This is a genomic window from Nocardia sp. NPDC051832 (assembly GCF_040681285.1).
GTDB lineage: Bacteria > Actinomycetota > Actinomycetes > Mycobacteriales > Mycobacteriaceae > Nocardia.
On sequence record NZ_JBFAYL010000007.1, the window covers coordinates 158,070 to 181,377 of the forward strand.

Here is a 23,308-nt window from a genome sequence, read left to right on the forward strand (position 1 = left end):
ATTGTCAGCGGAGCACCCAGAATTCGGGCAATCGACCGTCAGTAGGTGTGCTCATCCCGGTGCCGGAATGGGAACGCCCCGAACGGAATCCGTTCGGGGCGTGCGGTCGCAACGGTTACTCCGCGGCGGCGATGTCCTCGATGACCGCGATCAGCGTGCGCACCGGCACACCTGTGCCGCCCTTGCCGATGTAGCCGAACGGGCCGCCGGTGTTGTAGGCCGGGCCCGCGACGTCGAGGTGGGCCCACTGGACGCCTTCGGGGACGAACTCCTTGAGGAACAACCCGGCCGAGAGCATGCCGCCCCAGCGATGCGGTGCGACGTTGGCCAGGTCGGCGATCTTGGAGTTCAGGTCGGCGCGCAGTTCGGTGGGAAGGGGCATGGCCCAGCCGTTTTCGCCGATCGCGCGGGAGATGAAGGCGACGCGGTCGCGGAATTCTTCGGTGCCCATGACGCCCGGGGTGCGGGTGCCCAGGGCGACCATCTGCGCGCCGGTGAGGGTGGCGACGTCGATGAGGTAGTCGGGATCGTCCTCGCAGGCCCGGACCATCGCGTCGGCCAGGATGAGGCGGCCCTCGGCGTCGGTGTTGAGCACCTCGACGGTGGTGCCGCCGTACTGCGTGAGGACGTCGCCGGGGCGCTGGGCGGTGGAGGACGGCATGTTCTCGGCCATCGGCACGGTCGCGGTGACCGTGATCGGCACGCCCAGGCGCGCGGCGAGCAGCGTGGTGGCCACGACCGCGGCGGCGCCGGCCATGTCCGAGGTCATGTTCTCCATGTTCTGCGCGGGCTTGATGGAGATGCCGCCGGTGTCGAAGGTGATGCCCTTACCGACCAGCGCGACCTTCTTCGGGCCGCCCGCGTAGGTCAGCCGGACCAGGCGCGGCGGGCGCGAGGAGCCCTTGCCGACGCCGAGGATGCCGCCGAAACCGCCTGCGGCCAAAGCGTGTTCGTCCAGAATCTCGACCTCGAGGCCGGCCGCCTCCGCGAGCTGCTTGGCCCGGTCGGCGAACTCGGCGGGGTAGAGGTGACTGGGCGGAGTGTTCACGAAATCCCGTGCGGTGGCGACCGCTTCGGCGGTCAGCTGGGCGCGCAGCAGCGCGTTCTCGCCGAAATCCGGTTCGGGGACCAGGAATTCGACGCGGGCCACCGGCTGTTCGTCCGGCTTCGGCGCGGACTTCGTCGACTTGAACGGGGTGAAGGTGTAGGCGCCGAGGTAGAAACCTTCCGCGGCGGCGCCGAGGTCGACGCCGCCGAGCGTGGTCGCGACCAGTTCGGTGCCCGACAGCGAGCGCGCGGCCACACCGGCCGACTTGCGCACCTGCTCCTCGTCGATCTTGTCGGCCGCGCCCAGGCCGACGGCCAGCACGCTGGTGACGTCGTCGAGACCGGCGGGCGCGGGGACCCGGGTGAGTTCCTCGGCCTTGCCCTTCGCGCCGACCGCGCCGAGCTGATCCAGCAGTTCCGCGCGGATGTCCTCGGACAGCACATCGCCGAACAAGTCCGCGGGGACGATGGACGGACCGTTCTCCGACGACGTCAACCCGATCACCAGGACATCGGTGTCGGGGTTGATGGTCTGGATGCGTGCCAGTTCCGGTCCTAGCGAGCGATCTGCAACAGCGGTCATGCGGCTCAGGTTATCGTCCGCCGCGATCTTGTTCGCGGCGAGCCGGAGGAGACACGCGGTGCGGAGGAGCGTCGTCGGCCAGCGCCTACGGCAGCTCGAACCGGTGGCTCAGCCCGTACCTGCTATGCCGCCGCCTGGACATGGTTAAGCTCGCCGGGTGACCGATACGAAGCTGCTGCAGGGCCCCATCCACGCTGTCCACGTCGAGCTCGGAGCCACCTTCGCGCCGTTCGGTGGGTGGGAGATGCCGGTCTCGTACGCGGGCACGGTCGCCGAGCATCAGGCGGTGCGCGGCACCGTCGGGCTGTTCGATGTCAGCCATCTCGGTAAGGCGACTGTGCGCGGTGCGGGTGCGAAGGATTTCGTGAACTCGGCGCTCACCAACGATCTGGAGCGGATCCGTCCGGGCAAGGCGCAGTACACGCTGTGCTGCCAGGCCGACGGTGGCGTCATCGACGATCTGATCGCCTACTACGTCAGCGATGACGAGATCTTCCTCGTGCCGAACGCCGCGAATACCGCGGCCGTGGTGGCCGAGCTGCAGAAGGTGGCGCCTGCGGGCATCACCGTGACCGATGAGCACCGCGAGTACGCGGTCTTCGCGGTGCAGGGGCCGAAGTCGGCCGAGGTGCTGACCGCGCTGGGTCTGCCGACCGAGCTGGAGTACATGGCCTACGCCGACGCCGAATGGGACGGGCGTCCTGTTCGGGTGTGCCGCACCGGCTACACCGGCGAGCACGGCTACGAACTGCTGCCGCGCTGGGCCGATGGCGCCGATCTGTTCCGGGCGCTCACCGAGCAGGTGCAGGCCGCCGGCGGCCAGCCCGCCGGGCTCGGCGCCCGCGACACCTTGCGCACCGAAATGGGCTACCCGCTGCACGGACACGAACTGTCGCTGGAGATTTCGCCGGTGCAGGCCCGTGCGGGCTGGGCAGTCGGCTGGAAGAAGCCGGAATTCTGGGGCCGGGAAGCGCTGGCCAAGGAGAAGGCCGAGGGGCCGCGCCGGTTGCTGATGGGACTCAAGGCGCTGGATCGAGGGGTCCTCCGGCAGGGCCAGCCGGTGCTGCGCGACGGCGAGCCCGTCGGGGAGACCACCTCCGGCACCTTCTCCCCGTCGTTGAAGGTCGGCATCGCCCTGGCTCTGCTCGACACCGACGCCGGCCTCACCCCCGGCGACGAGGTCGAGGTCGATGTCCGGGGCCGCCGCCTGCGCTGTGAGGTCGTCAAGCCGCCGTTCGTGCAGGCGCGGACGGCCTAAGCCCGCGCTGGGCTATCTGCTCAGTTGGGCCTCGGCTGGGCCGGGTGTTGCTGGCCGAGTTGCCAGGAGCGGAGTGGCGAGTTGCGGGAGTCACACCGGGTAGGCCAACCTCTGCTCGAGCGGACGGCCAAACAGGCGCACCGTGGGAAATCGGACAGAGTTAGGATCAGCGTCATGACCGTTGCCGCACAGTTCACCCGTATTCCTCATCCCGCGCCCGCCCCGGCGCAGCGGGTACAGGAAGTACTGGCGGCGCCCGGCTTCGGCCGGTACTTCACCGACCACATGGTGTCGATCGACTACACCGACGGTCAGTGGGGCGCCGCGCGGGTCGAGCCGTACGGTTCGCTCTCGATGGATCCGGCCACCATGGTGTTCCACTACGGCCAGGCCATCTTCGAGGGCCTGAAGGCCTACCGGCAGGGTGACGGCAGCCTGTCCTGTTTCCGCATCGACGCCAACGCCGCCCGTTTCCAGCGTTCCGCCCGCCGCATGGCGATGGCCGAACTACCGGAGGAGCTGTTCGTCGAATCGGTGCGCCAGCTGCTCGCCGTGGACGAGCGCTGGGTGCCCGCGGCCGGCGGCGAGGATTCGCTCTACCTGCGGCCGTTCATGTTCGCGACCGAGATCGGCGTGGGTGTGAAGCCCGCCGACTCCTACAAGTACCTGCTGCTCGGTTCGCCGGCGGGCGCGTACTTCAAGGGCGGGGTCAAGCCGGTCCGGGTGTGGCTGTCCAACGAGTTCGTGCGGGCGGCTCCGGGCGGCACCGGCGAGGCGAAGGTCGCGGGTAACTACGCGGCGTCGCTGCTCGCCCAGGCGCAGGCCTCGGAGAAGGGCTGTGACCAGGTGGTCTGGCTGGACGCGTGCGAGCGCCGCTACGTCGAGGAGATGGGCACCAACAACCTGTTCTTCGTGTACGGGTCCGGTTCGCAGGCGCGGCTGGTGACTCCGGAACTGTCCGGGTCGCTGCTGCCCGGCATCACCCGCGATTCGCTGCTCACCCTGGCCGCGGACTCCGGGTTCAAGGTCGAAGAGCGGTTGGTGTCGGTGGACGAATGGCGCAAGGGCGCCGAATCCGGTGAGATCACCGAGGTTTTCGGTTGCGGTACCGCCGCTGTCATCACCCCGGTCGGTTCGGTGCACTCCGCGGAGGGCGACTTCACCATCGGCGGCGGACAGCCCGGTGAGGTCACCATGGCGCTGCGCGACACGCTGACCGGAATCCAGCGCGGCACGTTCGCCGATATCCACGGGTGGATGAACCCGATGAGCTGAGCTCACGAAAAACGGGCCAGGCGCGGAAAGCGCCTGGCCCGTTTTGGTTGTGCCGGTCGGTCACCTATCGTTGCCTCGACTCGGTCGTGCTGGGATAGCGTGGCGCGCAGGATATCGGGGGCTGAAATGCGCGGGTTCGTCGTTGTCGGGGTTGTCGTTGCGGTGCTGGGGATTTCGGCGTGCGGCGGTGCCGTGGAAAGGTCCGGGGGCCCGGCTCCCACCACCGCCACGACCGCACCGCCGAGCAGCACGTCAGTGAAAAGTGCTGCTACTTGGACTATTTCGGACTACGACAGCGCTGTGATGCAAACGGCTGAGGCCGCTGACATTGCGATAGTGCCGCAGGCGAAAGCGTTGATCGCGGTCGACCGGATGACTGGCCAGGAACGGTGGCGACGGGATGCCGGATACGGTTACCAGGTCAGTGGCGACCTGGTCGTGCTCAGCAAGGGCATCGACGAAACGCCGGATTCCCGGACTTTCGAGGTGGTCGAAGCCGCGACCGGGCGGACGACCTGGCAAGCATCCGCCCTGAAGGTCGTCATCTTCGACAAAGCTGTGTATACCGTCGAATGCGCCGGTCCCAAGCTGGACACCAGGCACTGCGCGACGATGCGCCGCGATATCCGAGACGGCAGCGCGCTGTGGCCGGAGCCGGTCAGCGGGATAGTCGGTGACGACATCATCGGCGGGTGGGGTAGGCAGGCCCCGGCCGAACCGGCCCGTCTCGGTTTCGCCCCGGGCAATCCGGGCGCCGCGACGCCGTTGGCCGCGCGCCCCCAGGCCCTGATCGACACCGCCTCCGGTGCGGTGCTACCGGTGCGGTCCACCTATGGGGCGTGGTACTCGCTCGGCGCTGGTGACCAGCTGATACTCACCGACCATGACGCGAAGGGTTCCGGCCCGTGCCCGATCGCGATCAAGGCTGTGAACGCCGAGAGCGGGATCAGCAGTTGGACCGCGACGGTGCAGGCGGGGCAGCGCAAGGACGGCGATTGTCAGCGGCTCACGGCGCCCGGCACCTCCGCGTATATCGGCAGCGGCTCGCGTATTGCCGTCACTACCGCGACAGGCGCACCTCAGCTGTTCGATCTCGCCACGGGCGCGGCGGTCTGGACGGCCGCCGAGCGGGCAACTCCGATCGACGGCGATGACCGCTCTCTGCTCGTGAGTGAGTTCGCCGACCAGGGTGCGCTGGCTCTGCTCGATATTCAGACGGGCGAACGTCAGTGGACCGCCCCCGATCCGGGGATCGACGGGTATAACGTCCCCATTCGCAGTGTCGTCACCGGGGCGCAGGTCGTGGTGAGCGGATGGGACACCGCCGGGCCCCTGACGATCGTCTACGACCGGGAGACCGGCCGCGAAAAGAACAGGTACCGGGGCTGGCTCGGCGGCGCCGGGCCCGATTGGGTGGCTGTCGTTGCCAGAGCGGGCAATGCCGCCCGGTTCGAGTTCTATCTCCAGCGCTGACCTCAGCCCGGCATCAGCATCTGCCACTGCTCCAGGGTCTGTGGGCGCATGACGTAGTTGTTGTCCTTGATGTGGGACAGGTTCGCGCTCGGTTCCTGCGAGTACCAGTGGCCGGGGTAGACGACCGGGTCGCTCTTCAGGCCCGCGAGGTAGCGCAGGCTGCGGAACATCTCGTCGGAGTCGCCGCCGGGGAAGTCGGTGCGGCCGCAGCCGTCGACGAAGAGGGTGTCACCGGCGATGAGGCGGTTGTCGAACAGGAAGCACTGGCTGCCGGGAGTGTGGCCGGGGGTGTGCAGCAGTTCGATGTCGAAGGCGCCGACCGTGAGCTTGTCGCCGTGCTCGTGCCCGGTCAGCTCGCTCTCGGCGATGCCGGTGACGTTGGCCACCCAGCCCAGCTCCTGTTTGTTGACATGCACTGGGACGCTGGTCTTTTCGAGTAACTCCTTGACCCCGCGCAGGGTGAACCCGAGCATGCTTCCGCCGACGTGATCCGGATGATGATGGGTAGCAAGCACACCGGTCAACCGCAGCCCGTCGCCCTCGGCGATATCGGCCAGATCCGCTGCGGCGTAAGCCGGATCGACGACCACACAGTCGCCGGTCTCCCGGTCGCCGATCAGATAGGCGAAATTGCGCATCTGTGTCGCGATCGGATCACCCACGGCGTAATCCCGCCCGGACAGCAGCTGTCGAAAATAGAGGCGCTCGGAAGACATGGTCACCACCTTAAGTCCCGGCCCAGACGGTCAGCGCGGCAGCGGCGGAAATCACTGGCAAACCCGGCTTGTTCGTTCCTCGGATGGTCCCGCGCGCACCTTCTTGCGGCGCGCCGGAGGATCACCTGATTTCTGCCGGGCCGGTCGCTGTGCGAGCTGGCGGCCCGGTCGCTGTGCGAGCTGGCGAGCCAAGTCGCTGCGCGAGGCTGCTGAAGCTCTAAACGCTGAGTGACAACCCGGCCGCGGTGACGGCGACGGCTATCTCTGTAGCCGCGCCGAGTACGTCTCCGGACAATCCCTCGAACCGCCGCACGGTATGTCGCACCAACAGCACAGACAATCCCACCGCGCACAACACCGCCACCGGTCCCAGCCACGGCCTGCCCGGCACAGCAACCGCCGCCGCCAGTACCGCGAGCCCGGTCCACGCGACCCCCGTCCACAGCGCTTGCGTCGACGCGACCAACGCCCCGAACCCGGTATCCGGCGCAGCCGCAACTCCGCGCCGGCAGGCAAGCACTACAACCACCCGTCCGACCGCCACCGCGACCACCACCGCAACCCAGCGCTCGCCCTCAGCCAACGCCGCGAACGAAACCGCCTGCACCGCAATGGCAAACACCATCGCCGCCACCCCGAACGGCCCCGCCCCACCACTTTTCATGATCTGTCTGGCCCGCTCCGGAGGCCCATAACTCCCGAGCCCGTCGAACGTATCGGCCAGCCCATCCAGGTGCATCCCCCGCGTAACCAACGCCAGCCCCGCGACAACAACGAACCCGGCCAGCACCGAATTCGCCCCGGCGACCCCCAACACCCACAGCAACCCAGCCGCGCCCGCACCGAGCACGACACCGACCACCGGCGCCAACGCGATAGCCGGCCCCGCCGCCCCGCGATCAACCTGCTCCGGCCCCCGCACCGGCAACACGGTCAACCACGAAAACGCCAACCGCACCCCCGTCACGCCACACCACCCCGGACGCCGGTCGGAAGAGGTTGCGGTGGGACTGCTTTCGGTACCCGGGTTCGGAAGGGGCGTGCCCGCCGTTCGCCTCCGCCGGCATGTGCGGCCGATGGCACGACATCGAGGGGGTGCTCGGCCAGGGGCCGGCCGGAGGAGAGGCGGGTGGGGGTCACTTCTGGAGGTTCGGCTTTTCGTCGGGGAGCGTGGCCGGAGGTTCGGGGTCGGCGGTGCTGACGCCGGCGTCGGCGAAGGTGGACATTTCGGTGAGGGTGGCGACGGCGGCGCGGAGGAGGGGGAGGGCGGTGAGTGCGCCGGAGCCTTCGCCCAGGCGCATGTCAAGGTCGAGGAGGGGGGTGAGGCGGAGGTGGGCGAGGGCGAGGGTGTGGGCGGGTTCGGTGGAGCGGTGGCCCGCGAGCCACCAGGCGGAGGCGCCCGCGGCGAGGTCCTCGGCGACCAGGGCCGCGGCGGTGACCACGACGCCGTCGAGGATGACGGGGGTGCGGCGGGCGGCGGCTTGGGCGAGGAAGCCGGTCATGGCGGCGAAGTCGGCGCCGGCGGCGACCCGGAGCAGGTCGACGGGGTCTTTGGCGACGGGGCGGGCGCGCCGCATGCCGTCGCGGATGGCGGCGACCTTGCGGGCCCAGCCGTCGTCGTCGACGCCGGTGCCGCGGCCGACGGCGGCCACCGGCTCCTTGTCGGTGAGGGTGGCGATGAGGACGGTGGCGGGGGTGGTGTTGCCGATGCCCATGTCGCCGGCGACGAGAAGGTCTGCGCCCGCGTCGATTTCCTCGTCGGCGATGGCCTTGCCCGCGGCCAGCGCGGCGGTGACCTCGTCGAGGGTGAGGGCGTCTTCGCGATCGATGGATCCGCTGGCGCGGCGCACCTTGTGCTTGCTGATCGCGGGATCGGTATCGGCGTCGACGGAGATGTCGGCGACCCGCACCGTCGCCCCGGCGACCGCCGCGAGCGCGTTGACCGCCGCGCCGCCGCCGAGGAAGTTGGCGACCATCTGCGCGGTCACCTCGCTCGGGTACGCGGACACCCCGTGCCGCGCCACCCCGTGGTCCCCGGCGAACACCACGACCCGGGCCCGCTCGAACTGCTTCGGCGGGCACACGCCCTGACAGGCCGCGACCCAGTTGCCGAGTTCCTCGAGCCGGCCCAGCGCCCCACCGGGTTTCGTCAGCTGCGTCTGCCGCTGTTCGGCCGCCGCGCGAATCTGCGCGTCCGGGGGCGCAACCGGTCCGAATCCGTGTGTCACTGTCGAGCCTCTCGGGTCGGGACGCGCGGCCCTCGCCGCACTGACTTCGCCGCCCAATCTTGCCTGCTGACTATTTGAGCCGGAGGGGGAGGCCCGCGACGACGAGGAACGCTTCGTCACACACCGCCGCGAGCCGCTGATTGAGCGTGCCGATCTCGTCCCGGAACAAGCGCCCGGACCGAGTCGCCGGAATAACGCCCATCCCGACCTCGGGACTCACGATCACCAACCGCTGTGGGTAGGCCGCGACCGCCTCGACCAGCGCGTCAGCGTCCGGAGTGACGGTGCCCCGCGGCGCCTCCCACGCCTGCCGCGCATCGATGCGCGCGGTCAACCAGGTGCCGATGTCATCGACCAGCGTCGCCCCCGCGAACGGCTCGCTGAGAACTGTTGCCGCGTCAGCACTCTCGACGACAGCCCACGCCGCGGGCCGCCGCTCCCGGTGCCCCGCGATCCGCTCCGCGAAATCGAGGTCGCCGGGATCGGGCACCGAAGTCGCCAGATACCGCACCGCTGCCGCGTCCGCCGCCAACCCCTCCGCGAACGCCGACTTCCCCGACCGCGCCCCACCCAGCACCAGTGTGCGCAACGGACGAGCGACTTCGGTGGGATTCGACACGCCTGCACGCTACCAACGAGCCGCCCCGCCCCGATGCACGAATTCGCCGGACGCTCCACGCCCCCGCCAGACGTCGCCACCGGTCGGCGCGGGCCGTCCGAGCGTTTGCCGGATAAGTGGGACGTCAGCGAGGCGCGTACTCGGCGTTTGGCTCCGTCATGTCCCGGCTTGGCCGGGTTACTCCGGGACGGAGGTGACGGGGCCGAAGCGGCGGCGGTATTCGGTGGGGGCGATGCCGACCAGGCGCTGGAAGTGGTGGCGGAGGAGGGCGCCGGAGCCGAAACCGGCTCGGGTGGCGATGTATTCGAGGCTGTGGTCGGTTTCTTCGAGAAGGTGCTTGGCGTAGAGGACGCGCTGGTTGGTGAGCCACTTCACGGGGGTGGTGCCGGTTTCGGCGGCGAAGCGGCGGGCGAAGGTGCGGGTGGACATCATCGAGCGGGCGGCGAGGTCGTCGATGGTGTGCGGGTGGTCGAGGTTCTCGTTGAGCCATTGCAGGGTGCTGCGGAGGCTGTCGGTGGTGCAGGCGGGGACGGGGCGTTCGATGAACTGGCGCTGGCCGCCGTCGCGCTGCGGGGGGACCACCATGCGGCGGGCGATGGAGTTGGCCGCGGCGCTGCCGATTTCCCGGCGCACCAGGTGCAGGCAGGCGTCGATGCCGGCGGCGGTGCCGGCGCTGGTGATGAGGTTGCCGGCGTCGACGAACAGCACGTCGGGGTCGACGGTGGCTTCCGGGAATCGTTCGGCGAGCTCGTCGACATAGCGCCAGTGCGTGGTGCATTTGCGGCCGTCGAGCAGTCCGGCGGCGCCGGCCAGGAAGGCGCCGGAGCAGACGGTGAGGATGGTCGCGCCCGCGGCGTCGGCGGCGCGGATCGCGTCGAGGATGGCCGGATCGATGTTGTCGATAGCGGAAGCTGGGAAAGCCGGGAGGGCGACGAGGTCGGCTTTCGCGACTTCTTCGAGGCCGTAGGCCGGGGTGATGGTGACGCCCGGGGTGGAGGAGGGCAGGCCGACGCCGGGTTCCACGCCGCACACCTTGAAGTCGAAGGCGGGGATGCCGTCCGCGGTGCGGTCGAGACCGAAAACCTCGCAGATGACACCGAACTCGAACATGGCGACCCGCGTGGCGAGCACCACGGCGACCTTCGACAACATGCGTTCAGACTACCTGGCTGAATCTTTGCGCACAATGACAGAACAGCCACTTTCGGCGGTAATTCATCGAGCGCAAAATTACTGCCATGCTTACTTTCCTGCTTATCGCCACCGTCATCGTCGCCCTCGGGGTCGTCATCGCCGGCCGGGAGCGCACCGGTTCCTCGGTCGCCGACCGTGACGCACAGCGTGTCCAGAACGAACTGTCCGCGATCCGCGCCTATTCCGGAGGAGCCCTGCTGTCATGACCGCGCTGATCCTGACCCTGCTGGTGATCGCGGCCTTCGCGATCATCGCGCTCCGCGGCCGCGGGCTGGCCGGTTCGTCGAACGTGGTGGACCGTGACGCCCAGCGCACGCGCTGCGAACTGAATGCGATCTTCGGTCGTGCGGCGGATCATCACTGAGCCGCCGTCCGGCCCCGACAAGCCCGCTAAACGAAAACAGGCCCTTCCGGATTCGGAAGGGCCTGTTCGCTGTTCGGACGTCTAGATCGATTCGCCGGGGCTGACGCGCGGCTTCGGTGCGCGCATCTTGCGGATCTGCGAGGCCCGCACGAACGCGTACCAGCCGAGCTTGACACCGCCGTCAGTGGTCTCGGGGAAGCGCTCCCGCACCCGGTTGTTCACCAGGCGGCCGAGAATGACGCCCTCGATCATCATCAGGAACATCATGCCCAGCATGATCAAGGTCACATAGGCCTGGTAGCGGGCGAACACGAAGGTGGTCAGGATCAGCACCAGCGCCATCGGCATGAACAGTCCGACCAGGTTGCGCCGGGCGTCGACGATGTCACGCACGAAGGCGCGGACCGGGCCCTGATCGCGCGGCAGCAGGTACTTGTCCTCGCCGGCGAGCATGCGCGCGCGCCGGTCCTGCGCGGCCAGCCGGCGCTCGGCCGAGGCCGCTTTCCGGTCCGCCTTGGTGCCGCGGGTGGCCTTGCGCCGGGCCCGCGCCTCCTTGGAGGTGAGCGGTGCGGGCGCGACCGGGCCGCGCCGCTTCCCTTGTGCGTCACGACGTTTCGGCGTCGGACGCCCTTTGCCGAGGGTGACCGTGGATGAGCTGCGGGTGTCGGAGGCCACGCCACCGTTCGCGTCCGCCGTGGTGTCGGCGGTCGCGTCGGTGGTGCTGGACTCGCCGCGACGGAACAATTTCACAGCGACCAGGCTATTCGATGCCCGGCGCAGTCGGAAACGCGCGGGTCCCGGAAAGTCCAGGAGTGGATGTCCGGTCTGAGTACGGTGGTGGCAAGATGGGGAATAGCAGCCCGCTGAGTGGTGTTGACGACCACGAGCCGTGCGCTGTTCACGGGTTGACCACAGCTGTCCCTTTAGGAGAGTTCATGACTGTGCAGAACGAGACCGAAACTCACGGCGCCATCCTGACCGAGGCCGCCGCCCTCAAGGCGAAGGCGCTGCTGGACCAGGAGGGTCGTGACGACCTGGCGCTGCGTATCGCCGTGCAGCCCGGTGGCTGTGCCGGCCTGCGCTACCAGCTCTTCTTCGACGACCGCTCGCTCGACGGTGACCTGGTCGCCGACTTCAACGGCGTCAAGCTGGCGATCGACCGGATGAGCGCCCCCTACGTGCAGGGTGCCTCGATCGACTTCGTCGACACCATCGAGAAGCAGGGCTTCACGATCGACAACCCGAACGCCACAGGATCGTGCGCCTGCGGCGACTCCTTCAACTGAGCTGAGATTGATACCGTGAGGACGGGGACTTCCCCCCGTCCTCACTTTCTGCCGTCCACCCACCGTTCGAAGGGCCTCAGCTCGTGTCTATCGCCGTGTCCGCGTCCATCGCGACCGACCATCTCATGCGTTTTCCCGGGCGGTTCGCCGACGCACTGCTGGCCGACCAGCTCGACCACGTCTCCCTGAGCTTCCTCGTCGACGACCTGCAGCTGCGCCGCGGTGGCGTGGCGGGCAACATCGCCTACGCCATGGGCCTGCTGAATCAGCGCCCGCTACTGGTCGGTGCGGTCGGCGCGGACTTCGCCGAATACCGGGCCTGGCTGGAGGGCAACGGCGTCGACTGCTCGACGGTGCTCGTCTCGGAGAAGGCGCACACCGCCCGTTTCGTCTGCACCACCGACGAGGACATGGCGCAGATCGCCTCCTTCTACCCGGGTGCGATGAGCGAGGCCCGCGACATCTCCATCACCGAGCTGTCCGAGAGCCACGCGCTGGATCTGGTGCTGGTCGGCGCCAACGATCCCGAGGCGATGCTCAAGCACACCGCCGAGGCCCGCGAGGCGGAGATCCTGTTCGCGGCCGACCCGTCGCAGCAGCTGGCCCGCCTCGACGGTGATCAGGCGGTGCAGCTGATCGAAGGCGCCGCATACCTTTTCACCAACAAGTACGAGTGGGCGCTGCTGCTGCAGAAGACCGGGCTGAGCGAGGACGAGGTCGCCGCGAAGGTCGGCATCCGGGTGACCACCCTGGGCGCCGAGGGCGTGAAGATCGTGGACCGCGACGGCACCGAGGTGCATGTCGGTGTGGTGCCGGACCGCGGCCGGGTCGACCCGACCGGCGTCGGTGACGCCTTCCGCGCCGGCTTCCTGACCGCGCACACCGCCGGCCTGAGCCTGGAGCGCGCGGCGCAGCTGGGCTCGCTGATCGCGGTGCTGGTGCTGGAGACCATGGGCACCCAGGAGTGGACCCTGAACAAGGAAGACGCGCTGCAGCGCCTGACCGAGGCCTACGGCGCCGAAGCGGCGGACGAGATCAAGCCGCTGCTCTGAGCTGAAACGACAACGGCCGCACCGAGTTATCGGTGCGGCCGTTGTCGTTGCTGGGGTTACAGCGAGACCGGGTAGACCGGTTCCTGAATGTCCGGCTTGATCCGGTCCTCGACGAAGATGCCGTGCCACACCATGAACACCAGCAGCGTCCACAGACGGCGGCTGTGGTCCGAACGCCCGGCGCGATGGTCGTCGAGCATGCCCTTGATCGCGGCCTTGTCCAGCAGGTGGTCGGTCTGGGAATCGGCGATGGTCTGCTGGGCCCAGTCGTAGAGTTCGGTGCCGCGCAGCCAGTGCCGCATCGGGACCGGGAATCCGAGTTTGGCGCGGTGCAGCACGTGACCGGGGACGATGCCCTCGAGTGCCTGGCGCAGCGCGTATTTGGTGGTGTCCTTGGTGATCTTCTGCTCGAACGGCAGCCGCTCGGCGACCTGGAAGACCTCGGAGTCCAGGAACGGCACGCGCAGCTCGAGGGAGTTCGCCATGGTCATCTTGTCGGCCTTGACCAGGATGTCGCCGCGCAGCCAGGTGAACAGGTCCAGGTGCTGCATCCGCACCACCGGGTCCCAGCCGCGCGACTGCGCGTAGATCGGGGCGGTGACGTCCTGGTGGGTCCATTCCGGCCGGAATTCGCGCAGCACGGCGCGCAGCTGAGCGTCGTTGAAGCTGCGCGCGTTGCCGTAGTAGCGCTCCTCCAGCGTGAGCGAGCCGCGGTGCAGCAGGCTCTTGCCGCGGGTGCCGTCCGGGATCCGCTCGGACAACCGGCCCGCGAGCTTGCGCACGCCGCGCGGCAGGTATTCGAAGGGCTTGAGCGACAACGGCTCCCGGTAGATGGTGTAGCCGCCGAACAGCTCGTCGGCGCCCTCGCCGGAGAGCACCACCTTGACGTGCTTGCGGGCCTCCTTGGCCACGAAGTACAGCGGCACCAGCGCCGGGTCGGCGACCGGATCGTCGAGGTACCAGACGATCTCGGGGATGGCGGCGGCGAATTCGGCGGGGGAGACGGTGCGCACGATGTGCCGGGCGCCGATCGCCTCGGCGCTCTCGGCGGCGACGTCGGCCTCGGAGTAGCCCTCGCGCTCGAACGCCGCGGTGAAAGTGATGAGCTTCGGGTTGTGCCGGATGGCCAGCGCCGCGATCGCGGTGGAGTCGATGCCGCCGGACAGGAACGAGCCGACGGTGACATCCGCGCGCATGTGCTTGGCGACGGAATCCTCCAGCGCCTGCGCGATTTCGCGGTACCGGGCCTGCTCGGACCCGGCCGCGAACGGGCGGATCTTGAAGCCGGGGTGGAAGTACCGGCTGACCTTCGGCTCCTGACCGGGCCGGATGGTGGCGTAGCTGCCCGAATCCAGCCGCCGAATGTCCTTGTGCAGCGTCTCCGGCTCCGGCACGTACTGCAGCACCGTGTAGTGCTCCAGCGCCCGCGGGTCCAGCGCGTCGCCGAGCCCGAGCGCGGGCAGCAGTTGCAGCAGGCTCTTCTTCTCGCTGCCGAAGGCGGTGCCGCCGGGGCCGGTCGCCAGGAACAGCGGCTTGATGCCGAACGGGTCGCGGGCGACGAACAGATCCTGGGTCTCGGTGTCCCAGATCGCGAACGCGAACATGCCGCGCAGCTTGCGGACCGCCTCTGGGCCCCAGTAGTGGAACGCCGCGGCGATGGTCTCGCTGTCGCCCTCGGTCAGGAACATCTGACCGTCGGGGAACTCCGCGCCGTGCGCCTTGGTGAGTTCCGCGCGCAGCTCGATGTAGTTGTAGATCTCGCCGTTGAAGGTGAGCGCGTAGCGCTGCCGGTTCTCCGGCGGGCCCCAGCGCAGCGGCTGGTGCGAGTGCTCGATGTCGATGATCGAGAGCCGGTTGAACCCGAAGATGATGTGGTCGTCGTGCCAGGTGCCGCGTTCGTCCGGACCACGATGGCGGACGCAATGCAGGGCGTCGTACACCTGCTGTACGACGTCATCGGTTGCCGCATCAGATGTCAGAAATCCGAGCAGTCCACACACGCCGCGGCAACCTCTTTCGTTCTTGGATGGCTGCGCCCGAAGCAAGCGGGCGCACCGGAGGGAATTCTTGGGTCCGAGTATGCCGCACCTACGCGTCGCGCGGCGTTCACGACCCCGGCGCGGGTGCATCGAAATGTCGTGGCGGACTGTGCCAAAGGGTGTTGTCCTGGGGTTTTGACCCGGCGCCCGGCCTCTGGCCGGTGCCGGTCCAGGATCGGCGGAGTGTCGAACGCGACCCGACGCAAAACTGTGCGCCGGTTTGGTCTACGCTGCGTAGTACTCAGGTCCTTCTCAGCTGGCGTGTGCTCACCAGTGCGTGCCCGCACGAAGGTCCTGAAACGTGCTTAGGAAGTGCCGCCGGGAGATCGCACCCCGTCGGCGCAGATGTCGGAATGTGTGGCGACCAGGAAGGCGTGAGCGTGGCGCACAAGGCGAGCGAAGAGATCGGGGCCGGACCCGTGAAGGGTCGGCGGGGCCGCGTCCTTCGGCGGGCCGGGCTGGCGGTGTCCCTCGGGATCACCGCGATGCTCGTCTCGGGCTGCTCGATCGACAATGTTTGGCTGCGGTTCGGCTGGCCCTCGGGTGTCACGCCGCAGGCCACCCGGATGCGGGAGCTGTGGACCTGGTCGGTCCTGGCCGCGCTCGCCATGGGTGTGCTGGTGTGGGGCCTGACCTTCTGGACGGTCGCCTTCCACCGCAAGAAGAAGGACTCCCCGGAGTTCCCGCGCCAGACCGGCTACAACGTGCCGCTGGAGCTGACCTACACCGCGATCCCGTTCGTCATCATCGCGGTCCTGTTCTACTTCACCGTCGTGGTGCAGAACTACGTGCACGAGAAGGTGGCCGATCCCGACGTCACCATCGACGTGACCGCCTTCCAGTGGAACTGGAAGTTCGGCTACCAAGAGGTCGACTTCAAGGACGGCTTCAAATACGACGGCCGCGACCCCGAGGCGGCGGCGCGGGCGCAGGAGCAGCTCGAGGTCTACAAGGAGCTCAAGAACGACAAGGGTCACCCGCAGCCGGGCCCGGTGCACGGCAAGCCGGCCAACGACATCCTGTCCTACCTGCACTACAACAAGATCGAGACGGTCGGCTCCAGCCAGGAGATCCCCGTTCTGGTGCTGCCGACCAATCGGGTCATCGAGTTCCAGCTCGCCGCCATGGACGTCATCCACGCCTTCTGGGTGCCGGAGTTCCTGTTCAAGCGCGACGTGATCCCGAACCCGAAGGAAAACCACTCGGACAACGTCTTCCAGATCTCCAAGATCGAGAAGGAAGGCGCGTTCGTCGGCCGGTGCGCCGAAATGTGCGGCACCTTCCACTCGATGATGAACTTCGAGGTCCGCGCGGTCTCGCCGGAGAAGTTCGTCAAGTACGTGGAGGGCCGCCAGGCGGGCATGACCAATGCCCAGGCACTGGCATCGATCGGCGAGTCGCCGGTCGCGACGTCGACGCAGCCGTTCGAAACCGACCGCACGGTCAAGAGCGCGTCCGAAGCCAAGTGAGGATTGAGCTGACATGAAGATCGAAGCGCGCATTTTCGAACTGCTCACGATTTTCTTCGTGATCACCGGTGTGATCTACGGGTTCTTCACCGCGAAGTCCCGCACCGGTGTCGAGTGGGCGGGCACCACCGCCATCGTGCTGACCGCGGGCCTGTCGCTGATCATCGGCACCTATTTCCGGTTCGTCGCCCGTCGTCTGGACCTGCGTCCCGAGGACTACGAGGACGCCGAGATCGTGGACGGCGCGGGCGATCTGGGCTTCTTCTCGCCCGGTAGCTTCTGGCCCATCTCGCTGGCCGCCGCCGGTTCCCTCGCGGCGCTGGGCCTGGCGTTCTGGCAGTACTGGCTGATCGCGATCGGCGTGGTCGCCGTCCTGGTCGCCGCGGCGGGCCTGGTGTTCGAGTACTACGTCGGCCCGGAAAAGCACTGAGTCAGCGACTCTTCGCAGCACCCCATCGGAATTCCGGTGGGGTGCTTCGCTTTATCCGGCCGCGCAAGGTCCGCGCGACGCGGGGTTCGACGCGGTCCGGGTGGGCGCGGATGGCGGCCTCGATGGCGCGGGCCGCCGCGGGGGCCGGGCTCTCGACGGTGCTGACCTGGATGCCGTGCGGCGCGAGTTCGGTGTCGGTGCATTCGCCGAAGGTGGTCCAGGCGGCCTGGGCGGCCGCGTAGGAGGCCAGGTGCGGCGTGGCGTCGCTGCCGGGACCCACGTTGACGACCTGTCCAGAGCCGGACTGCAGCATGGCGGGTAACAGGCCGAGGGTCAGGCGCAGCGGGCCGAAGTAGTTGGCGGCCATCATGCGCTGATAGTCGCGGAAGCGATTGGTGGACTGGGCGAGCGGCCGGCGCGGTGGCCGGCCGGCATTGTTGACCAGCACGTCGATGGTGCCGAATTCGGTGAGCACCCACCGGACCAGCTGGTCGACGTCCCCGAGCGCGGACAGATCGCAGCGGTACCAGCGGGCGAACCCGCCGGTGCCGATGATCTGGTCGCACACCGACACCAGGTGATCGCCGCGCGGGGCGACCAGCACCAGGTGCGCGCCGTGGGCGGCGAGCCGGACCGCGGTGGCGCGCCCGGCCTCCGAGCACGCGTCGGTGATCAGGATCCGCAGGCCGCCCAGGGAATCGGCGGGACACTCCTGGTCGCGGTCGGACCTGCGGAGTAGCTCGACGCCGAGCTTCTTTCGGAACGGCACGGGCGCGGGGCGGAATTCGAGCATCGGAGCAGCAACCTTCGCATCAGGTGGAACGCTGATCTAACGCATCGACACCCCGCCGACAGTGCCGAAGTTTGCTCGCAATCGTCAGGGGCGGTGGAGCAACCCCTTGGCGACTAATCGCGGCGTGAGTGGAGTCTAATCCGCCGACTCGTATCGCAGGGCGTGTTCGGAGGTGCAGATCTCATCGATTCCGGAGACGATGTCGCGCAACAACTCCGAGGGCAGCGCCGAGGGACGCAACCGGCAGGTGAAGGTGATCAGCGCGTGGTCGTCGGCCGGCAGGTTCCGCGTCGCCGCCTGGGCCTGCAGGTATTTCGAGCGCACCCCGTAGGTCATGGCCGAGATGACGGTGAAGCAGCCGGTGCGTTCGCGATGCCCGGCGAACAGGTCGTGCAGCCGGTAGAACACCGAGGTGTAGTTGGCCAGCGGCGCGAAGACGCCGACGCGGTAGGCCGGTCCGCGCTCGGAGGAACTGATGACGGTGTCCGCCAGATACTCCGCGTCGCGCAGGGTCAGCACCTTCGGGGCGAACATCAGCGCGCCCGCCGCGGCATTGCGCACCGGCATACCGGCCTTGCCGCTGGCAGCGGAAGCGATGGCGCCCAACGACTTCCGGGTGCGGGTGCCGACCTCGCGGCGAGCGCGCAGCGACCGGGTCGGGGTGGTGGGGTAGAGGCTGGACCACTGGCCGAAACGCACCGTGCCCAGCTGCACCTGCCCGGTGCCGACCGGCCGCGAAACCTTCAGCGGCGCGGTGTCGACCCAGCGGCCCACCTGCAAGGCGGCGTTGCCGGGCTTGACGATCTCGGCGTAGGCGTGCTCGATGAAGGAGTCGAAATCCAGGAACCGGCCGGCGTCGGTGGTGAGCCAGGTGTGGTCCTTGTCGATGTCGACGGCGTCCAGGGTGAGCGCGGTGATGATGCCCGCCCGCCCGCCCGCGCCGAGGATCCGATGGAACCGCTCGGTGTGATGGCCGCGCCCGCAGGTGCCGATCCGCCCGTCCGGGTCGACGTACTCCAGATCCACGATCTGATCGATGAACAGGCCGTACTTGTGCGAGGCGCTGCTCACGCCGCCGACCGAGGCGAATCCGCCGGCGGTGATGTCGCGATGGTCGCCGACGATCGGCAGGCCAAGTCCGTGCGCGCCGAGCCGGCGATCGATATCGGACAGCTTGGCGCCGGCCTGGACGCGCACGGTGCGTCTACCCAGGTTGATATCGAGCACCGAGTTCATCCGCCGCAGCGAGACGACGGTTCTCTGGTCCGGTAACGACAGACCGTCGTCGAGTTGCTCGCCGCCGCGCACCATCAGCTGCTCGGCGCGATCCCGTGAATCCCGCACCGTGCGAACCACATCCGCGGTGTCGCGAGGTAGAAATTCGGCGGCGGAGACAGTACGCGGCGTGCTCATGGATCGAAAGCTAACCACAGCTGAGCCCGACGCGCGCACCCGAACACCACTGTGCGCCAAAGGCGCCAGCGCGACACCGTCTGACCAGCAACGATACCGGCGGACCAAAGGTTCAGGGGACTTCGAGGGTATCGACGATTTCGGGGAACCAGCGGGTGAATTCGGCGCGCAAGGGGAGTTCCGCGCGGAGTTGGCCGAGCACGCCGAGACCGGCCAGGGCGGTGCGGGCGACGGGGGTGTGCTGGGAGGGCATGGTGAGCTGCCGGATGACGTTGGTGACGCGCAGGTCGGTGACGGTGCGCAGGTGGGTGCGCAGCCAGTCGGGAGTCAGGGCGATGCTGGGTGCGACCACGGCGTCCCGGATCGGGGTGAGCCGGGCGACCACGGTTTCGATATCGAGGTCGCGATCGGGTGTGATGTAGCCGTGGCGGCGGATCGCGGCCTCCAATTCGGCCGGGGTGCAGGCCAGCAGGGCCGGGGCGAAGTCCTTGGCCATGTCCAGGTAGCCCGCCGGCCAGGGCGCGCAGGCGCCGAAGTCGACGACGCCCAGCCGGCCGTCGGGCAGGACGCGGAAATTGCCGGGGTGCGGATCGCCGTAGAGCAGTCCGGCGCGGGTGGGACCGGAGAGCAGGAAGCGCAGGATGAGCAGGCCGATACGGTTGCGTTCGTGCCGCAGCGGCCCGTCGGCCGCCGGGCCCTGGGCGATCAGGCGCGAGAGCGAGATGCCGTCGAGCCATTCGGTGATCAGGACGTCGCGGTATTGCGCGATCACCTGGGGGACAACGAAATCCGGGTCGTCGGCATAGGCGGCGGCGAAGGCCCGCTGATGGGTGGCTTCGAGCGAGTAGTCGAGTTCCTCGCGAATATAGGAGCACAGCGCTTCGATGACGGCTTTGGTGTCGGCGCCGGGGAGCAGCGCCGAGAACAGCGGGCCGATCCGGCGCAGCGCCTGCAGATCGTCGTAGATCGCTTGGCGGGCCCCGGGATACATGACCTTGACGGCGACCGGCCGGCCGTCGTGCCAGACCGCGCGATGCACCTGACCCACCGACGCCGCCGCGGGCCGCCGATCGTCGAACTCCTGGAACCGGGACCGCCAGTCCGGCCCGATATGCGTCGCCAGCACCCCGTGCACCGTCGCCGGAAGCATCGCCGGGGCGGAATCCTGTAGTCGTCCCAGCGCTTCCCGGTACGGCGCCGCCACCTCGTCCGGCAGCACGAACTCGTACACCGCGAGCAGCTGGCCGAGCTTGGCGATGCACCCCTTCAGCTCGCCGAGCACCTCGAACATGTGCTGGGCGGTGCGCAACCGGATCTCCCGATCCACCTCCTGCACCGACCGGCCCATCGCCCGCTTGCCGACCCCGGCCATCCGGCGGCCCGCGAACGCCACCGGCACCCCCGCCAGCTTCGCGCTGCGCACCAGTTTGCCCGCCGGTGGGACCCCGCCCCCGTCTGCCGGGGTCCGCTTGGGCAACTGCACTATTCGACCACCGGTTTCTCGGCGGGCCATGCTCACCTCACTCGCACGCCGGCGCCGAATTCACCCCTACCGTGAATTCCGCCCGGCGTTCGGTCCACGCTATCAGCGGCGTGAGGCCATACCCGCGAGACGGTGGTGCAGTTCGCCGGCCCAGTCCCGTTGGCCCAACGTGGCGTAATCGACCCAGAGCGCGTCGAGCACGTCGCGGCTTTCCGACCACAGGCCGCCGCGCTTGTCGGCCTCGAGCACCACGCTCATGCCCTGATCGCTGGGCACGAAGGTGACCTCCAGCTGGTTGAGCTGCGGATACCGGTGCGAGCCGCCGAATTCGATCTCCTGATAGAACGGCAGCGTCTGAGTGCTGTTGTGGATACGCCCGTATTCCACGTCGGCGCTGCGCAATCCGAAGCCCAGGCGTTCGACGGCTTCCAGCAGCACATGCTGGGCGGGCAGCGCGCCGACCCCGATCGGGTCGGTGTCGGTGGCGTCGACCGCGCCGTGTACGTCGACCACGGTGCGCAGCGCGACCCAGGTGCCGGGCAGCACACGGCCGTTGTAGAAGGTGATCGGGGTTTCCATCGGCGCCCGCGCTCCGAAACGGAATTCGGCGAATCCGCCCGGCTCCAGCCGGAACGGGCCCTGTACCCAGGTGCGCCCGAATCCCATGTCCCGCACGCCCTCGTGGTCGTCGCGCTCGTGCTCCACCCGGGTGACGAACTCGACCTCGACCTCCGCGATGTCCTGGGCGACCTTTCCGCCGCGCAACCGGATCACACCTTCGGCGACGCCGCCGGGCTGCACACCGGGGGTGAACAGTTCGGTCTCGACCTCCGCGCCGCCGACTCCGGCCGCGGCCAGCAATTTCTTGAACATGACCAAATCCTCGCCGTCGCACCATAAAACCGACTTACCGTTCGCTTGGCGTGTGACAGAGGTCATCGGCGGGCCGGAAGGGCATGCGCCGCACCGGGGGTGCGCTGGATACTGGTGATACGTCGCGCGCTCGCCAGTCGATATAGCGACAGATAGTGTAGTGCCGCTCTTGATGTCGAAACACGAACCGGGGGACGCAATGTCATACCCGCACGGGCAGTATCCCGGCGAGCAACCGGGTCAGCCTTATCAGCCGACCCAGCCTTACCAGGCGGATCCGTACCAGTCGGGCCCGCAGTACCAGCAACACGGCCAGTACCCGCCGGGGCCGCCCTATCAGCCGCCGCCGTACGGCCCGGGCGGGCCGTCGGGTGGCGGCGGCGGGAAGATGGCCGCGATCATCGTCGCGGTCCTGATCGGCGTCGTCGCCATCGTCGGCGTGGTCGGCGTGCTGGTGATCCGCAGCAACAAGGACGATCCCGACATCGTCGCGGAGACCACCACCTCGACGTCGTCCTCGTCGAGCGCGGCGCCGACCACCACCACCGAGACGACCACGGAGTCGCCGACGCCGACGACCTCCTCCAAGCGGGACACCTGGATCGCGGCGACCTACAAGGAAGACACCAACCAGGTCGTCTGGGTGCGCTCGACCATCAGCCAGGACTCCGCCACCAACCAGGTGCTGTCCGACTGCGGTACGGGCTGCCCGAATCCGATCTGGTCCCGCAACGGCTGCATCGCGCTGGCGTTCGGGCAGAACGGCGGCTGGGGTTCGGACTGGGGCTCCACCATCGCGGAGGCCGAGTCCAAGGCGGTCAAGACCGCGACCGGCGTGTACAACGTGTCGGGCCCCTTCGAGCTGTGGTCCAAGTGCGCTTTCGAGTAGGCCGGGCTCGGCGTTCGCGCTGAGGTTTCGTACTACAGAAAGGCCCCGGATCCTATGGGATCCGGGGCCTTTCGAGTCGTGCCGGGACTAGCTGGCGGCGGTGTCCGGGATGCGGGCGGCGTCCGGGACGGAGCCGCTGGGGACGCCCTTCTTCAGGCTGTGCGCGTAGACGTCCACGTATTCCTGGCCGGTGAGCTGCATCAGGTCGTACATGACCTCGTCGGTGACGGCGCGCTCGACGAAGCGGTTGCCGCCCATGCCCTCGTAGCGGGAGAAGTCGATCGGCTTGCCGAACTTGACGGTGACCTTCGCGAAGCGCCAGCGGAACGGTCCGGGCGGGCTGACCTGATCGGTGCCGATGACGGCGACCGGGATGACCGGGACGCCGGTGTCCAGCGCGAGCCGGGCCAGGCCGGTCTTGCCCTTGTACAGGCGGCCGTCGGGGGAGCGGGTGCCCTCCGGGTACAGGCCGACCAGGCGGCCCTCGGCGAGCAGCTTCTTGGCGGTGTTGAGCGCGTCCTCGGCGGCGTCGGCGCCGGTGCGGTCGATCGGGTACTGGCCGGCGCCGGAGAAGAACCACTTCTGCAGGCGGCCCTTGAGCCCGGGGGTGGTGAAGTACTCGGCTTTGGCCAGGTAGGTGATGCGCCGGGGGCTCATCAGCGGACCGAACAGCCAGTCCGCGAAGGAGAGGTGGTTGCCCGCCATGATCGCCGGACCGTCCGCCGGAATGTTCTCGACTCCCTCGACCGTGGGTTTATTGAAGATATGCATGAACGGTCCAGGAAACACGAACTTCAGCAGCCAGTAGAGCATGACGTCCTTCC

General features: G+C 68.5%; 23 protein-coding genes. 10 read left to right on the top strand and 13 right to left on the bottom strand.

Annotated features, from left to right (window positions below):
• Nucleotides 1-115 precede the first annotated feature (115 nt).
• Nucleotides 116-1,630 (bottom strand): leucyl aminopeptidase, encoded by a 1,515-nt coding sequence (locus AB0M14_RS34970; RefSeq protein ID WP_365003479.1) that lies wholly within the window; start codon nucleotides 1,628-1,630, stop codon nucleotides 116-118.
• 157 nt (nucleotides 1,631-1,787) lie between these two features.
• On the opposite strand from AB0M14_RS34970, the gene gcvT reads away from it, so the two are divergent.
• The 3 genes from gcvT (at nucleotide 1,788) to AB0M14_RS34985 (ending at nucleotide 5,636) form a co-directional block, all read left to right on the top strand.
• On the top strand, nucleotides 1,788-2,888 hold the full coding sequence (gcvT, locus tag AB0M14_RS34975) for a glycine cleavage system aminomethyltransferase GcvT (RefSeq protein WP_365003482.1): 1,101 nt from the start codon (nucleotides 1,788-1,790) through the stop codon (nucleotides 2,886-2,888).
• A gap of 174 nt (nucleotides 2,889-3,062) precedes the next feature.
• The gene (locus AB0M14_RS34980; protein ID WP_365003485.1) at nucleotides 3,063-4,163 is read left to right on the top strand and encodes a branched-chain amino acid aminotransferase; all 1,101 of its coding nucleotides are present in this window, start codon (nucleotides 3,063-3,065) and stop codon (nucleotides 4,161-4,163) included.
• Nucleotides 4,164-4,499: 336 nt separating this feature from the next.
• Complete coding sequence (locus AB0M14_RS34985; protein WP_365003487.1) at nucleotides 4,500-5,636, top strand: PQQ-binding-like beta-propeller repeat protein; 1,137 nt, start codon at nucleotides 4,500-4,502, stop codon at nucleotides 5,634-5,636.
• Between the two features lie 2 nt (nucleotides 5,637-5,638).
• On the opposite strand, the gene AB0M14_RS34990 is transcribed toward AB0M14_RS34985, so the two are convergent.
• The 5 genes from AB0M14_RS34990 to AB0M14_RS35010 all read right to left on the bottom strand — a co-directional run bounded on the left by AB0M14_RS34990 (nucleotide 5,639) and on the right by AB0M14_RS35010 (nucleotide 10,351).
• Nucleotides 5,639-6,352 carry an MBL fold metallo-hydrolase gene (locus tag AB0M14_RS34990; RefSeq protein WP_365003490.1) on the bottom strand — a complete coding sequence of 238 codons (714 nt, stop codon included), beginning with the start codon at nucleotides 6,350-6,352 and terminating at the stop codon, nucleotides 5,639-5,641.
• A 217-nt stretch (nucleotides 6,353-6,569) separates the two neighbouring features.
• A complete protein-coding gene (locus tag AB0M14_RS34995; RefSeq protein WP_365003492.1) occupies nucleotides 6,570-7,319 on the bottom strand; it encodes an adenosylcobinamide-GDP ribazoletransferase in 750 nt (249 codons plus the stop codon).
• Nucleotides 7,320-7,488: 169 nt separating this feature from the next.
• Entirely contained in the window at nucleotides 7,489-8,580 is a 1,092-nt protein-coding gene (cobT, locus tag AB0M14_RS35000) for a nicotinate-nucleotide--dimethylbenzimidazole phosphoribosyltransferase (protein WP_365003494.1), read from the bottom strand.
• A 70-nt stretch (nucleotides 8,581-8,650) separates the two neighbouring features.
• On the bottom strand, nucleotides 8,651-9,199 hold the full coding sequence (locus AB0M14_RS35005; RefSeq protein ID WP_365003497.1) for a bifunctional adenosylcobinamide kinase/adenosylcobinamide-phosphate guanylyltransferase: 549 nt from the start codon (nucleotides 9,197-9,199) through the stop codon (nucleotides 8,651-8,653).
• Nucleotides 9,200-9,376: 177 nt separating this feature from the next.
• Nucleotides 9,377-10,351 carry a helix-turn-helix domain-containing protein gene (locus AB0M14_RS35010; RefSeq protein WP_365003500.1) on the bottom strand — a complete coding sequence of 325 codons (975 nt, stop codon included), beginning with the start codon at nucleotides 10,349-10,351 and terminating at the stop codon, nucleotides 9,377-9,379.
• An 86-nt stretch (nucleotides 10,352-10,437) separates the two neighbouring features.
• Between AB0M14_RS35010 and AB0M14_RS35015 the strand changes: the two genes are divergently transcribed.
• The gene (locus tag AB0M14_RS35015) at nucleotides 10,438-10,599 is read left to right on the top strand and encodes a hypothetical protein (protein WP_365003503.1); all 162 of its coding nucleotides are present in this window, start codon (nucleotides 10,438-10,440) and stop codon (nucleotides 10,597-10,599) included.
• Complete coding sequence (locus tag AB0M14_RS35020) at nucleotides 10,596-10,757, top strand: hypothetical protein (RefSeq protein WP_365003506.1); 162 nt, start codon at nucleotides 10,596-10,598, stop codon at nucleotides 10,755-10,757. The genes AB0M14_RS35015 and AB0M14_RS35020 overlap by 4 nt, the downstream gene beginning before the upstream one ends.
• 81 nt (nucleotides 10,758-10,838) lie before the next feature.
• Here the strand turns inward: AB0M14_RS35020 and AB0M14_RS35025 are convergent, their stop codons facing one another.
• Complete coding sequence (locus AB0M14_RS35025) at nucleotides 10,839-11,507, bottom strand: DUF3043 domain-containing protein (RefSeq protein WP_365003510.1); 669 nt, start codon at nucleotides 11,505-11,507, stop codon at nucleotides 10,839-10,841.
• A gap of 185 nt (nucleotides 11,508-11,692) precedes the next feature.
• On the opposite strand from AB0M14_RS35025, the gene AB0M14_RS35030 reads away from it, so the two are divergent.
• A complete protein-coding gene (locus AB0M14_RS35030) occupies nucleotides 11,693-12,043 on the top strand; it encodes an iron-sulfur cluster assembly accessory protein (protein WP_209897018.1) in 351 nt (116 codons plus the stop codon).
• Nucleotides 12,044-12,126: 83 nt separating this feature from the next.
• Complete coding sequence (locus AB0M14_RS35035; protein ID WP_365003513.1) at nucleotides 12,127-13,095, top strand: carbohydrate kinase family protein; 969 nt, start codon at nucleotides 12,127-12,129, stop codon at nucleotides 13,093-13,095.
• 56 nt (nucleotides 13,096-13,151) lie between these two features.
• On the opposite strand, the gene asnB is transcribed toward AB0M14_RS35035, so the two are convergent.
• On the bottom strand, nucleotides 13,152-15,095 hold the full coding sequence (gene asnB, locus AB0M14_RS35040) for an asparagine synthase (glutamine-hydrolyzing) (protein WP_365003516.1): 1,944 nt from the start codon (nucleotides 15,093-15,095) through the stop codon (nucleotides 13,152-13,154).
• A gap of 458 nt (nucleotides 15,096-15,553) precedes the next feature.
• On the opposite strand from asnB, the gene AB0M14_RS35045 reads away from it, so the two are divergent.
• The gene (locus AB0M14_RS35045) at nucleotides 15,554-16,603 is read left to right on the top strand and encodes a cytochrome c oxidase subunit II (RefSeq protein ID WP_365003873.1); all 1,050 of its coding nucleotides are present in this window, start codon (nucleotides 15,554-15,556) and stop codon (nucleotides 16,601-16,603) included.
• 13 nt (nucleotides 16,604-16,616) lie between these two features.
• Nucleotides 16,617-17,033 (top strand): cytochrome c oxidase subunit 4, encoded by a 417-nt coding sequence (locus AB0M14_RS35050; protein WP_365003519.1) that lies wholly within the window; start codon nucleotides 16,617-16,619, stop codon nucleotides 17,031-17,033.
• Nucleotide 17,034: 1 nt separating this feature from the next.
• On the opposite strand, the gene AB0M14_RS35055 is transcribed toward AB0M14_RS35050, so the two are convergent.
• The 4 genes from AB0M14_RS35055 to AB0M14_RS35070 all read right to left on the bottom strand — a co-directional run bounded on the left by AB0M14_RS35055 (nucleotide 17,035) and on the right by AB0M14_RS35070 (nucleotide 21,595).
• Nucleotides 17,035-17,826 (bottom strand): SDR family NAD(P)-dependent oxidoreductase, encoded by a 792-nt coding sequence (locus AB0M14_RS35055; RefSeq protein ID WP_365003523.1) that lies wholly within the window; start codon nucleotides 17,824-17,826, stop codon nucleotides 17,035-17,037.
• A 135-nt stretch (nucleotides 17,827-17,961) separates the two neighbouring features.
• The gene (locus AB0M14_RS35060; protein ID WP_365003526.1) at nucleotides 17,962-19,239 is read right to left on the bottom strand and encodes an FAD-binding oxidoreductase; all 1,278 of its coding nucleotides are present in this window, start codon (nucleotides 19,237-19,239) and stop codon (nucleotides 17,962-17,964) included.
• 112 nt (nucleotides 19,240-19,351) lie between these two features.
• Nucleotides 19,352-20,752, bottom strand: coding sequence for an AarF/UbiB family protein (locus AB0M14_RS35065; protein ID WP_365003529.1), 1,401 nt, complete (start codon nucleotides 20,750-20,752; stop codon nucleotides 19,352-19,354).
• A 72-nt stretch (nucleotides 20,753-20,824) separates the two neighbouring features.
• On the bottom strand, nucleotides 20,825-21,595 hold the full coding sequence (locus AB0M14_RS35070; protein ID WP_365003531.1) for a sporulation protein: 771 nt from the start codon (nucleotides 21,593-21,595) through the stop codon (nucleotides 20,825-20,827).
• Between the two features lie 199 nt (nucleotides 21,596-21,794).
• Between AB0M14_RS35070 and AB0M14_RS35075 the strand changes: the two genes are divergently transcribed.
• Entirely contained in the window at nucleotides 21,795-22,484 is a 690-nt protein-coding gene (locus AB0M14_RS35075; RefSeq protein WP_365003534.1) for a DUF4189 domain-containing protein, read from the top strand.
• 87 nt (nucleotides 22,485-22,571) lie between these two features.
• Here AB0M14_RS35075 and AB0M14_RS35080 read toward each other — a convergent pair whose 3' ends face one another.
• Nucleotides 22,572-23,297: a lysophospholipid acyltransferase family protein gene (locus AB0M14_RS35080; protein WP_365003537.1), complete on the bottom strand. Its 726-nt coding sequence runs from the start codon at nucleotides 23,295-23,297 to the stop codon at nucleotides 22,572-22,574.
• Between the last annotated feature and the right edge of the window lie 11 nt (nucleotides 23,298-23,308).